We start from the raw sequence: 12,993 nt of genomic DNA on the forward strand, positions 1-12,993 counted from the left end.
GCGAATTTCCGGATCAGATTCTCAATTCGGATGCTCGTCGACGTCCTCGTCGGCCCAGATCACGTGGGAATCGATTTCCAGCTTGATCACCGCCCGGATCGCTTCGGCGCGGGCGGCCACTTCGAGGCGGGCGGCGTCGTGCGCCTGACGGCGGGCGAGCAGGGCATCGGCAAGGTCGATGGCGCCCAGTTCCTGCCCGCGCGCGGTGCGCTCGGCGGCCTGTGCGGTCGATCGGGCCGAGGCGGCGATGCCTTCCCAGGCGGTGCGGCGGCCACGGGCATTGGCAAGGTCGCCATTGGCCATGGCCTCGACCTGACGGCGGACATTGACCAGATCGAGCATGCCCGCGCTGGCCTGTGCGCCCGCTTCCTGCGCGGCGGCCTTGCGATAGCCGCCCCCGATCGGAATCGAGAGCGTCAACCCGGCCCCGCGTTCCTGGCCGCCGCGTTCGCTGAACACGCGCAGGCCAAGGCTCGGGTCGGCGATGCGGTCGCGCTGCGCGCGGCGGGCGAGCGTGCCCAGCCGCGCGGCCTCGCGGTCGGCAGCGCCGATCTCGTGGCTGCGACTGACCACCAGGTCGCGCAAGGTGACAAGGTCGGTGGCCGGGGTCGGGATGTCGCCCAGCGCGGGCGGCTCGACCGGCAGGGGCAGGTCGGGGAAGTTGGCGGCGAGCAGGACACGGGCCTGATCGACATCGGCCTGGCTCATCGCCGCCGCGCCCTGTGCGCCATCGCGCGCGGCGCGGGCCTGGTCGACATCGAGATCGGCCGCATCGCGCAGGGCCTTGCGCCGGGTGACGGCGGCCAGCGCGCGGTCGAGCACGGCCAGATTGGCCATGTCGGTGCGGTGGAGTTCGCCTGCGGTCAGCCAGTCGAACCAGAGCTGGACGAGCATCAGCGAGGCCTGATGGCGGCTGTCCTCCATGCGGTTGTGCGCCACCTCGATGCCCAGGGCCCCGGCCTCGCGGTCGAGGCGCCCCTTGCCGGGCAGGCGGAACGGGCGCTGCACCGAGCCGTCGAATTCGGGAAAGGTCTGGTTGCTGCTCGTGCCGCGAAACTGCTCGTCATAGGCCGTGCGAAACTGGACGCTGCCGTTGACGGTCACTTCCTGCGTGCCCTTGGCGAGCATTCGGGCCGCGGCACGGGCAGCATCGACACGGGCCCCGGCGGCCTCGACCGTCGGGTGGTTGTCGAGCGCGGCGACGACGGCAGCCTCGGGCGGGAGGTTGGCCGGGGGAATTTCGGGCGCGGCCAGGGCGGGGGCGGAAAAGGCCAGCGCGAAGAGGGCCAGCGCCGAAACGGACATGCGAAACGGGTGCATCAGGCGATCCTGCCCCGGCTGTGAACGGGAACCGCATGCCAGCGCACGGGCGCGCGGCAGCGGGCGGAACGGGCGGTCTCGACCAGCCGGTCCAGCTGGTCGGCCGGTGCGATCAGGTCGAGCACGGCGCGGCGCAGCAGGCCTTCGACCAGCTCGCCGGTGTCCGCATCGCCATAGTCGTGGCCCAGCACGCGTTCCTCGCGCCAGTGGATCGGGCCCGGACAGGCCTCGCGCAGCGCGAGGGCGAGCGGCTCGGCATCGGCCAGAGCGCAGGCGAAGCTGACCAGAAGGGCAGGAGCGGTGGTATCAGGCATGATCAGGCTCCCGCAGCGGGTTGGTCTGGTCTTCCTGCTCGGCCTTGCTCTCGCCCAGCCGCTCGAACAGGATCGGCAGGAGGATCAGCGTGAGCAGGGTCGAGGTGACGAGGCCGCCGATCACCACGATGGCCAGCGGCTTCTGGATTTCCGAGCCGGGCCCGGTGGCAAACAGCAGTGGCACGAGGCCGAAGGCGGTGATGCTCGCGGTCATCAGCACCGGGCGCAGGCGGCGCTCGGCCCCCACGCGCACGACGTGTTCCATCGGCAGGCCTTCCTCGCGCAACTGGCGGAAATAGGCCACCAGCACGAGGCCGTTGAGCACCGCGATGCCCAGCAGCGCGATGAACCCGACCGAGGCCGGCACCGACAGGTATTGGCCCGAAGCCCACAGCGAGATCACCCCGCCAACCATCGCAAAGGGAATGTTGGCGACGATCAGCCCGGCAGCGCGCAGCGAGCGCAAGGTGACGAGCAGTACCCCGAAGATCAGCAGCAGCGCCACCGGGATCACCAGCATCAGCCGCGCGGCGGCACGCTGCTGGTTCTCGAACTGCCCGCCCCAGACGATGCGATAGCCGGTCGGCAGCGGCACCTTGGCGGCGACTTGCGCCTTGGCCTCGTCGACGAAGCCGACCAGATCGCGCCCGCCCACGAAAGCCTGGACGAGGGCGAAGCGCGAGGCGTTCTCGTGGTCGAGCTTGACCGGGCCCTGACGGCGCGAGACATGGGCCATGTCGGCCACGCGGGCGACCACGCCCGATGGGGTGACCATCTGCATGTCGGCAAAGCGGGTGGGGTCGTCGCGCAGGGCGTCCTGTCCGCGGATCACGATGGGGATGCGGCGCTGGCCTTCCGCGACGATGCCCGCAGGCATCCCTTCGACCGCGGCGCGCAGGGTGTCTTCGAGCTGGTCGACGGGCATGCCCAGCCGTCCGGCGGCGACACGGTCGACATCGAGCTGGAGATAGTCGACATTGTCGTTGGCCACGGTCAGCACTTCGGAGGCCCCGCGCACGCCGCGCAGGGTCTTCTGGATGCGCCCGGCCAGATCGGCCAGAACGCGCGTGTCGGGGCCGAAGATCTTGATCGCAAGGTCGCCGCGCGCGCCGGTGAGCATTTCGGACACGCGCATTTCGATGGGCTGGGTGAACGAGGTCTGCACGCCGGGCAGGCCATCGACGGCGTGGCGGATCTGCTCGACCACGAAATCCTTGTCGCCGCGCCATTCCGACTGGGGCTTGAGCACGACGAACGTGTCCGTCTCGTTGAGGCCCATGGGATCGAGGCCGATTTCGTCCGAGCCGGTGCGGGCGATGGCCTGGTCGACTTCGGGAACGGTCTTGATCGCGCGTTCGACCGCGCGGTCGATGGCCAGCGACTGGTCGAGGTTGATCGTGGGCAGCTTGGTGAGCTGCACGATGACCGAGCCTTCGTCCATGGTGGGCATGAAGGTCTTGCCCACCGCGCCATAGGCAAGGCCCGCCAGCACGAGGCCCAGGCCCGCCACGCCATAGACCATGGTCTTGCGTTCAAAGGCCCCGGCCAGCAGGCGGCGATAGCGCGGGGCGAGCCAGCGCATGACCGGCGGTTCGTGATCATGGCCCTGCTTGAGGCCGAACGAGGCCAGCACGGGCACCAGCGTGAGCGCGAGCAGCAGCGACCCGGCCAGCGCAAAGACGATGGTGAGCGCGACCGGCGCAAAGAGCTTGCCTTCGAGGCCCTGAAGCGAGAGCAGCGGCAGAAACACCAGCGCGATGATCACGATGCCCGCCGAGACCGGCACGATCACGTCGCTCGTCGCGCGCAGCACGAGGTTGAGGCGGGGGAGCGCCTCCTTGTCGCCCTGCCCCGTCTGGCGTCCCGTCTGACTCAGCCGCTCGACGACATTCTCGACGACGACGACCGCCCCATCGACGAGCATGCCGATGGCGATGGCAAGGCCACCCAGGCTCATCAGGTTGGCGGTCAGCCCGAACAGGTGCATGAACAGGAACGTGATCAGCGCGGCCATGGGCAGCGTGGCCGCCACGATGGCCGCCGCGCGCCAGTCGCCCAGAAAGACCACCAGCAGCACGATGACCAGCACCGTGGCTTCGAGCAGGGCTTCCTCGACCGTGCCGACCGCGCGGCCGACCAGATCGGAGCGGTCGTAGAACGCATGGATCGAGGTTCCGGCGGGAAGCGCGTGCTGCAATTCCTCGACCCGCGCCTTGACACCCGCGACGACCTTCTGCGCGTCGGCGCCGCGCAGGGCGATCACGAGGCCCTCGACGACCTCGCTTCCGCCATTGCGCGAGACCGCGCCATAGCGGGTGAGGCTGCCGGTGCTCACGCTCGCCACGTCGGCCAGCCGCACGACGCGCGGGTCGCCGCTCGGCCCGGCGCGGCTGGCGATCACCAGCGCGCCAAGGTCGGCATTGGTCTGGATCGCGCCGACGGTGCGCACGATCAGGGTTTCCTCGCCGCTGACGAGGCGCCCGGCGCCATCGTTGCGGTTGCCGCTCTCGATGGCGGCCTTGATGTCGCCGATGGACAAGTGCGCGGCGGCCAGCGCCGTGGGATCGGGGCGCACTTCATAGGTGCGGACATAGCCGCCCAGCGCGTTGACATCGGCGACGCCGGGCACCGTGCGCAGGGCCGGGCGGATCGTCCAGTCGAGCAGTTCGCGCTTCTGCTGGAGCGAGAGCGGCCCCTCGATGGTGAACATGTAGACATCGGACAGCGGGGTCGAGATCGGCGCCATGCCGCCCGAGACCGAGGCGGGCAGATTGGCCATGACCCCGGACAATCGCTCGGCCACCTGCTGGCGGGCCCAGTAGATGTCGGTGCCGTCGGTAAAGTCGATGGTGATGTCGGCAATCGCATATTTGGCCGACGAGCGCAGCACAGCCTGCCCCGGAATGCCGAGCATTTCGGTTTCGATCGGGGCGATGACCCGGCTTTCGACTTCCTCGGGCGTCATCCCCGGCGCCTTGAGGATCATCTTGACCTGGGTCTGGGCGATATTGGGATAGGCATCGACCGGCAGGCCGAGGAAGGCCCATGTGCCCAGCGTGGCCACGGCCAGCGCAAGGCCGAGCACGACGAGCCGGTAGGACAGCGAAAGGGTGACCAGCTTGCGCAACATTGCCGGGCGCCCCTCAGTTGCCCTGGGCCAGCGCCTTGAGCGCCGCTGTGCCATGGACCACGACGGCATCGCCCGCCTTGAGCGCGCCGGTCACGACCACCTGCCCGTCGGCGGCACCCAGCCGGTGGACGATGCGCCGGACATAGCCGCGCGGGTTGGCCACGAAGACCACGTCATCGGTGCCCAGCGTGGTGACCGCGGCCTCGGGAACGGTGATGGCCCCGTCCGACCTGGCGTCGGTATTGGCGCCGGTGTTGGCGCTGGTCGTAGCCGGGCCCCAGACGGTGATGGTGTCGACCCGGCCCGCAACGAGGCCCGGACTGGCGGGCAACTGGGCCTTGAGCATGGCCGAGCGGGTGGCCGGATCGATGGCATTGCCGACCGCGGTGACCGTGCCGCGCACGGCTTCGGCACCCTGACTCCCGGTATTCTGGCCCAGACGGACAGTCATGCCGGGGCGGATCTGGCCGATCAGGCGCTCGGGCACTTGCCCCGTCGCCTCGTAGCGGCCCGCCGCGTCGATCACGAAAGGCGCGCTCGTGCCGTCGAGCGGCATGCCGGCCTGAATGTCGGCCTTGGTCACGCGGCCCGCGATGGGGGCGGTGAGCGTGTAGGTGCCCCCGCCCCGGTTGCTGCCGACGAGGCGGAGGATGCGGGATTTCTCGGCGACATCGGCCCCGGCTTCGGCGGCAAGGGCGCGGGCCTCGTCGGCGCGGGCCCCGGCGATGATTCCCTCGCGCGAAAGCTGGTTGAGGCGCGCCGCGCTCGACCGGGCGACCCCGGCGCGGGCATTGGCGCGCGCCAGATCGGCCGACAGGGTCATCACGTCGCGGCTGGCGACAACGGCCAGTGCCTGCCCGCGTGCCACAGTGTCACCCTCGACGACGAGCGTGCGCAGCACCGTGCCGGGCAGGGTCGCGGCGACAGCCACGCGGGCATTGGGCGGCGGGGCGATGGTGACGGGCAGATCGGCGAGGGGAACCTCGCTGGCGGGCTGGGCGGGCGCGGTGACGATGCCCAGCGCACGGGCCTTGGCCGGGGCGACCAGCAGCAGGCCATCGGGGCGAACCGCTGCGGCCCCGACGGCATCGGGGGCTTCGGATGCCGTGGGCGCCTGTCCGTGCGGGGCCAGCAACCACCAGCCGCCTCCAGCCAGAACAAGGGCACCACCTGCTGCGAGAATCGTCTTCATCTGCATTCTGCCCCGCTAGAGCACCGGCCTGACGACAGTCTGACAGGGCTGGCAGGGACAAGTGCCAACGGCACTTTACGACATTACTGAGGAAGGTTCGCAGTTCCGGGCGTGACAGGTTCGGGAAAGCGCAGGATCAGCGTGCGGGCCGGTTGGTCGGTGGCCAGCGCGCCGCCGTGGGCGGCCATGATCCGCTCGACGATGCTCAGGCCCAGCCCTGCGCCCTCGCGGCTGGCATGGTCGGCGCGGGCATTGCGACGGGTGAGGCGGGCGAGCGCTTCGGCTGAGAGGCCCGGCCCCTCGTCGGCCACGCGCAGGCAGGGGCCCGGCCCTGCCGAAACCCGCACGAGGCCGCCGGGCGGGGTGACGCGCACGGCGTTTTCGACAAGGTTGCGCAAGGCGGCGGCGACGGCTTCGCGATGGCCGACGATCTGGTGCCCGGTGAGGGGGGAGGGGGCCTCCGGGCTGTCCATCAGTTCGATCTGACGCCCGGCGGCGATCACTTGCGGGGCGAGCCGCACGACGACATCCTCGGCCACGCCCGCCAGTGAAAAGGCGGTGGGGCGCTGGGGGGTATCGGCCTCGGCCTCGATCTGGGCGAGCAGCAGCAATTGTTCGACCAGCCGGTTCATCGCGGCGATCTCGTGGCGCAAGTGGTCGCGGTCGAGCGGCTGGGGATCGTCGAGATGCATGGCCATGATGGCCAGCGGGGTGCGCAATTCGTGGGCGACATCGGCGGCGAAGGCCTCGTGCCGGGCGGCGGCGGCATCGAGCCGGGCGAGCAGCTGGTTGATGGATTCGACGAAAGGCGCGACTTCGACCGGCAGTTCCCCGACCGGCAGGCGCACCCCGCGCTGGGCGGGCGCGGTGGTGATCGTGCGGGCGGTGTGGGCCAGCGGGCGCAGCGCGCGGTTGATCACCAGGCTGGTGGCCAGCAGCGTGGGCATGATCACCACCAGGATCGGCAGCATCACATGGTCGCGCATCTCGCGCCAGGCCACGCTGGTATCGGGCCCGGTCAGGTCTTCGGGGGTGATGTCATATTCCCAGAACAGCGCGAAGACGAGCGTGGCCACCGCAAAGACGCAGATAAACCCCAGCCCCACCGACAGGCGCAGGCGGATGGAGCCTCCCTTCACGACTTGCGATCTTCGAGCAGGTAACCCAGCCCGCGGATGGTGTGGAGCATGGCGCCCAGCCCCTTGTCCTCCAGCCTGCGGCGCAGGCGCGAGACAGCGGCATCGACCGCATTGGGCGAGACCGGCTCGTCGAAATTGTAGAGCGCGTTCTCGATCTGGCTGCGCCGCACGACACTGCCCGCCCCGCGCATCAGCACTTCGAGCAGGTCCGCCTCGCGCCGGGTGAGATCGACGCGGTCTCCGCTCACGCTGGCCTGCCGGGCACCGGTGTCGAAGCGCAAGGGGCCGACCTCGATCACCGGGTTGGCGCGCGGGCCCGGACGGCGCAGCAGCGCGCGCAGGCGGGCGGCGATTTCGGCCGGTTCGGCAGGCTTGACCAGATAGTCGTCGGCGCCCGCATCGAGCCCGCCGATCCGGTCGTCGAGCGCGCCGCGCGCGGTGAGCACGAGCACGGGCAGGGCAAAACCGCCCGCCCGGCGCCGCTCCAGCCAGGCCCGCCCGTCGCCATCGGGAAGCCCCAGGTCGAGCAGCAGCGAATCAAAGTCGGCACAGGCCAGCGCTGCGTCGGCGGCTTCCAGCGTGGGGGCCAGGTCGCACACGATCCCCGCGCGCGTCAGCGCCTCGCCCACCAGCCCTGCCAGCCGTTCATTGTCCTCGACGATCAGTACCCGCATCGTGCCATCATAGGACGGTCTTGCGCAAAAGGCAGCAGCGCGATCGAAAGGCCATGAAAGTGCAACATTTTGATGTTGGAGAGCGCAGGAAGGGGTCGCGGACGCTCCGGCGCCGGGGCGGCGTCCGGGGATCGGCGGCCGGAAGGAGCAATCATGCGGTTTTACACCCCGGCACATGACCGATTCTTGACGATGCGCCCGCTCACCCTCTAGCGCGCGAGAGAACCTTGCAGCCGGAGTCGGTCCCGTTCGTCAGATTGCCGCCTTGCCCTATCGCACCATCGGTGACGGCCTTACCGCACCGATCGAAGTCCTTCTCGTCACCTCGCGCGGGACTGGCCGCTGGGTGATCCCCAAGGGCAATTCGGGCAAGGGCGAGGCCGCGCACGCCGCTGCCGCCCGCGAGGCCGAGGAAGAGGCCGGCGTGATCGGGGCGATTTGCCCCGCCGCGCTGGGCCGGTATGAATATCGCAAGACCTTGCGCTCGGGCGCGGCGGTCATGGTCCAGGTCCAGGTCTTTCCCCTGGCCGTGACCGAGGAACTGCCGCGCTGGGCCGAGGGCGAGCAACGCACACGCCAGTGGTTTTCGCTTGCCGCCGCCGCCGAAGCGGTCGACGAGCCGGACCTTCAGGCATTGATTCGCAGCTTCAGGGCCACGGAATTCCGGGCTCTGGCGACCACCGCACCGCTGATCCGCCGTCTGGGCAGCGTGAAAGAAAGACTGGGCATGTTTCACTGGTTCCAGAACCTGTTGCCGCGCCAGGGCAACTTCTTCGAGTTGTTCGAGGCGCATGGGCAAACGCTGATCGCAGGCAGCGGGGCGCTTGCCCGCCTGCTTCAGGGCGGGCCGGGCATGGCCGACCACATCCGCGAAGTGGCCGAGCGCGAGCACGATGCCGATGCCATCACCCGCGAGGTGCTGGTGACCGTGCGCCGCACGTTCCTCACTCCGTTCGACCGCGGGGCGATCACCTCGCTGATCAGTGCGATGGACGACTCGATCGACCAGATGCACCAGACCGCGCGCGCCATTGCCCTCTACGAAGTGACCAGCTTCGAGCAGGAAATGAGCGACATGGCCGCGATCATCGTCGATTGCGCGCGCCTGATCGCCGAGGCGCTGCCGCTGCTGCGTTCGATCCACGCCAATGCCGCGCGCCTGCACGAGCTGACCGAGCGCCTCGTGCGTCTCGAAGGCAAGGCCGACGAGATCCACGACGCGGGCCTCACCAAGGCATTCAAGACCCATGCCGAGGCCGCCCCGATGCGCTTCTTCATCGCCCGCGAGATCTACAGCCACCTCGAAAAGGTGGTCGACCGCTTCGAGGATGTCGCCAACGAGATCGACGGGCTGGTCATCGACCACGCTTGATCGGTTGGGCCTGACCGGCTCCTGAGGGACTATTCTGTCATGAACCATGTAGCCGTGGCGCTGCCCCTGATCATCGCGCTGGTGATCATGGCTCTGGCGTTCGACTTCATCAACGGGCTCCACGATTCGGCAAATTCGATTGCCACCGTGGTGTCCACGCGTCTGCTCACGCCGGTCCAGGCCGTGCTGTTCGCCGCCTTCTTCAACTTTGCCGCCTACTTCACCTTCGGCCTGAAAGTGGCCGAGACGGTGGGCAAGGGCATCATCGACAAGGACGTGATCACCCCGCAGGTGATCTTCGGCGCGCTGGTGGGGGCGATGACGTGGAACGTTATCACCTGGTGGCGCGGCATTCCTTCCTCGTCGAGCCATGCGCTGATCGGCGGCCTGCTGGGCGCGGGCACGATGCACGCCGGGACCGGGGCGATCGTGTGGAAGGGCGTCACCTCGACGACCTCGGCCATCGTGCTTTCGCCGGTGGTCGGGCTGGTCGTCTCGATGCTGCTGATGCTGCTGTCCTCGTGGATGTTCGCCAAGACTTCGGCCAAAGTCGCCGAAGGCAGCTTCAAGCGCCTGCACCTCGTCTCGGCGGCGGCCTATTCCATCGGCCATGGCGCCAACGACGCGCAGAAGACGATGGGGATCATCTCGGTCCTGCTCTATTCGCAAGGGCTGCTGGGCGGCACGTTCCATGTGCCCGGCTGGGTCGTGCTCTCGTGCTATGTGGCGATGGGCATGGGCACGCTTTCGGGAGGCTGGAAGATCATCGAGACGATGGGCAGCCGGATCACCAAGCTGTCGCACCACCAGGGCTTCTGCGCCTCGGCGGGCGGTTCGATCATGCTGTTCGCGGCCAGTGCCTTCGGTATCCCGGTCTCGACCACGCATACCATCACCGGCTGCGTGGTGGGCGTGGGCGCGGCGCGGCGGGCTTCGGCGGTGCGCTGGAGCGTGGCCCAGCGCGTGGTCGTGGCCTGGCTGGTGACGATCCCGGCTTCGGCCTTCGTCGGCGCGCTGTTCTACGAGATCGCCAGGGTGTTCTGAGGGCCCTGTATCAGGTGCGCCCTGTGCAAGTGATCGACGGGGGACCCCATGTGGGCAGAAGGCGGGGCGAAAGCTCCGCCTTTTTCCGTTTGGCGGGCCTGATTTCACTCTGGCGCAAATCCACCACGGACGGGCCGGGAATGCGGGTGAAAAAAAAGGCCGGTCAGATGACCGGCCCTGGAAAGTTTGGGAGAGGATGCCTGAAAGGCCCGCTCCAAATGGGTCATCGACCGAGTCGTTGCAAATGCGAAGAGCGGATTCGCAATTGTGTTTCATGCAACTGTCGGCAAAATTCCGGCGATCCTGTGAAAATTGCCGGTTCTCGTGTTGGACAGCGCGCTTGGCCCTGCCTTAGAATACCCACAGATGCATCGCGCATGGAACCAGAGGAATATCAATGTGAAGAAGCTTGGGCTTGGTTTACTCGTCGGCCTTGCGGCAGCCACGACGGCGCCCTGCGGGGCTCTCGCGCAGGACGCGCATGCAGGGGGCGAGGCTCTCGTACCCGTCGCGCCCGCGCAGAAGCCGGGTTTCGATCGCATCCACGAAGCCGACTTGCGCGCCGATCTCGGCTTTCTGGCGTCCGACGGGCTCGAAGGGCGCATGTCGCTCGCGCCCGGCGACGATGCCAGCGTGCAATGGATTGCAGCTGAATTCGCCAAGGCCGGTCTCGTGCCCGCCGCGCGCGATGCCGATGGCAAGCCCAGCTACCTCCAGAGCGTCCCGCTGGTCGAATATCGCCCGAACAGCGCGGCCAATGTCCTGACGCTCAAGAGCGGGAAGGGCAGCCAGAGCTGGAAGGCGCCCCATCTGCTCGGCGGCTATCGCGACGACATCGACCTGACCGCGCCGCTCGCCTTCGCCGGCTATGGCATCACCGCGCCGGGGTTGGGCTACGACGATTACAAGGGCCTCGACGTGCGCGGCAAGATCGTGCTGGTCTTCGAGCACGAGCCGCAGGAAAACGACCCGGCCTCGCGCTTTGGCGGCACCGGCAACACCCGCTATGCGACCAACCGCGTCAAGGCGCTCAACGCGCAGGCCCATGGCGCGCTGGCGCTCGTCGTGGTGGCCGAGCCCAACCGCAAGCACCCCTCGAACTTCGACCGCCAGCAGCGCATCGGCGGCAGCGCGCGCCGCGTGCCCGGCCTGCCGGTCCAGACGCTGGTCGACGATGAACTGCACATCCCGGTCGTCACCGTCGACGATGGCGTGGGCGCGCAGCTTCTGGCCGGCGCGGGCGCCAGCCCCAAGGCGCTCCAGGCGGCTATCGACAAGGATCTTTCGCCCCAGGGCCGCGTGGTGGCGGGTGAAAGCGTGAGCCTTCACCTCGAAAACACCGTGCGCAAGCGCGGGATCAGCTGGAACGTGGTCGGCCTGCTGCCCGGTTCCGACCCGGCGCTGAGCGCCGAGACGGTGATCGTGAGCGCCCATCACGACCACGATGGCTCGAACGGCCCTGAAATCTGGCACGGCGCCGACGACAACGGCTCGGGCACGGTCGGCGTGGTCGAACTGGCCCGCGCCTTTACCGCCAATGGCGCGGCGGGCCTCAAGGCCCCGCGCCGCTCGATCCTGTTCAGTGTCTTCGCCGCCGAGGAACGCGGGCTGCTGGGCGCCTACTACATGGCCGCTCATCCGCTGCGTCCGCTCGCCACGACCCGCGCGATGATCAATTTCGACATGATCGGCCGCGACGAGGCGCCCAGCGAACAGACCACCGGGCTGATCGAGATTCCCGCCGACACGACCAACCGCCTGAACCTGATCGGCGCCAACTACAGCCCCGATTTCAGCCGCACGGTCCACGAGGCCAACCGCTCGGTGGGCCTCACCCTCGACGATCGCTTCGACCACGAGAACGCGCTCAACGTGTTCTTCCGCAGCGACCAGTTCCCGTTCGTGCTGCATGACATTCCGGCGTTCTGGTTCTTCACCGGCTTCCACCCGGACTATCACCACACCACCGACACCGCCGACAAGATCGACTATGCCAAGATGACGCGCATCCTTCAGGTGTCGTACCTCTCGGCCTGGCGCTTTGCCGACGAGGCCAAGGGGCCCGCTTTCATCGCCAACCCGCCGGGTGCGAAATAAGATCAGGCCTACGAAACAAGATCAGGGAGGGGGCGCTTGCCCCCTCCTGCATACGGTTTTCCAGAACAACAGGATCAGGATCATGGCTGCAAAACGCATTCTTCTCCTCGCCGGTGATTTCGTCGAGGATTACGAGATCATGGTGCCCTTCCAGATGCTCACGATGGTTGGCCACACGGTCCACGCCGTGTCGCCGGGCAAGGCGGCGGGCGACCAGATCGCCACGGCCATCCACGATTTCGAGGGTCATCAGACCTACACCGAAAAGCGTGGCCACAATTTCACGCTCAACGCCGCCTATGCCGACGTGAAAGAGGCTGATTACGACGCCCTGCTGATCCCCGGTGGCCGCGCGCCCGAACAGCTTGGCACCGACGCCAGCGTGCTCGACCTCGTGCGCGCGTTTGCCGCAGCGGGCAAGCCGATCGCGGCGGTCTGCCACGGCCCGCAGCTTCTGGCCGCAGCCGGGGTCATCGCAGGACGCAAAATCTCGGCCTATCCGGCCTGCCGCGCCGAAGTGATCCTGGCCGGGGCCGACTATGCGACCCTGCCGATGGACGGCGCGGTGACCGATGGCCCCTTCGTGACCGGCCCGGCCTGGCCCGCGCACCCGGCGTGGATTGCCCAGTTCCTGACCCTGCTGGGCACCCGCATCGAACCCTGAGAGCAGCTAAGCTTAGGGCCGGTGGCGTTCCGAAACGGGGCTCCACC

Annotated in this window: 10 protein-coding genes; 4 read left to right on the forward strand and 6 right to left on the reverse strand. The window is 68.5% G+C overall.

Translation table 11 applies throughout. The features are described from left to right. Positions 1-21 precede the first annotated feature (21 nt). From SBI20_RS13235 to SBI20_RS13260, 6 genes are all read right to left on the reverse strand, one after another. Positions 22-1,320, reverse strand: coding sequence for a TolC family protein (locus SBI20_RS13235; RefSeq protein ID WP_317975465.1), 1,299 nt, complete (start codon positions 1,318-1,320; stop codon positions 22-24). Further along, positions 1,320-1,634: a DUF3240 family protein gene (locus tag SBI20_RS13240; RefSeq protein ID WP_317975466.1), complete on the reverse strand. Its 315-nt coding sequence runs from the start codon at positions 1,632-1,634 to the stop codon at positions 1,320-1,322. The genes SBI20_RS13235 and SBI20_RS13240 overlap by 1 nt, the downstream gene beginning before the upstream one ends. Continuing rightward, positions 1,627-4,764, reverse strand: coding sequence for an efflux RND transporter permease subunit (locus tag SBI20_RS13245; RefSeq protein ID WP_317975467.1), 3,138 nt, complete (start codon positions 4,762-4,764; stop codon positions 1,627-1,629). The genes SBI20_RS13240 and SBI20_RS13245 overlap by 8 nt, the downstream gene beginning before the upstream one ends. A 13-nt stretch (positions 4,765-4,777) precedes the next feature. Next, positions 4,778-5,962, reverse strand: coding sequence for an efflux RND transporter periplasmic adaptor subunit (locus SBI20_RS13250; protein WP_317975468.1), 1,185 nt, complete (start codon positions 5,960-5,962; stop codon positions 4,778-4,780). A 77-nt stretch (positions 5,963-6,039) separates the two neighbouring features. Then, entirely contained in the window at positions 6,040-7,095 is a 1,056-nt protein-coding gene (locus SBI20_RS13255; protein ID WP_317975469.1) for a sensor histidine kinase, read from the reverse strand. Beyond that, entirely contained in the window at positions 7,092-7,769 is a 678-nt protein-coding gene (locus tag SBI20_RS13260; protein WP_317975470.1) for a winged helix-turn-helix domain-containing protein, read from the reverse strand. The genes SBI20_RS13255 and SBI20_RS13260 overlap by 4 nt, the downstream gene beginning before the upstream one ends. A gap of 265 nt (positions 7,770-8,034) precedes the next feature. Between SBI20_RS13260 and SBI20_RS13265 the strand changes: the two genes are divergently transcribed. From SBI20_RS13265 to SBI20_RS13280, 4 genes are all read left to right on the forward strand, one after another. Continuing rightward, positions 8,035-9,141 carry a DUF47 family protein gene (locus tag SBI20_RS13265; protein ID WP_317975471.1) on the forward strand — a complete coding sequence of 369 codons (1,107 nt, stop codon included), beginning with the start codon at positions 8,035-8,037 and terminating at the stop codon, positions 9,139-9,141. Positions 9,142-9,180: 39 nt separating this feature from the next. Next, the gene (locus tag SBI20_RS13270) at positions 9,181-10,185 is read left to right on the forward strand and encodes an inorganic phosphate transporter (protein WP_317975472.1); all 1,005 of its coding nucleotides are present in this window, start codon (positions 9,181-9,183) and stop codon (positions 10,183-10,185) included. Positions 10,186-10,584: 399 nt separating this feature from the next. Beyond that, positions 10,585-12,282, forward strand: a complete 1,698-nt coding sequence (locus tag SBI20_RS13275) for a M28 family peptidase (protein ID WP_317975473.1) — start codon at positions 10,585-10,587, stop codon at positions 12,280-12,282. A gap of 82 nt (positions 12,283-12,364) precedes the next feature. Then, complete coding sequence (locus tag SBI20_RS13280; protein WP_317975474.1) at positions 12,365-12,946, forward strand: DJ-1/PfpI family protein; 582 nt, start codon at positions 12,365-12,367, stop codon at positions 12,944-12,946. The last annotated feature ends 47 nt before the right edge of the window (positions 12,947-12,993 follow it).

Source organism: Novosphingobium sp. IK01, assembly GCF_033242265.1.
GTDB lineage: Bacteria > Pseudomonadota > Alphaproteobacteria > Sphingomonadales > Sphingomonadaceae > Novosphingobium > Novosphingobium pituita.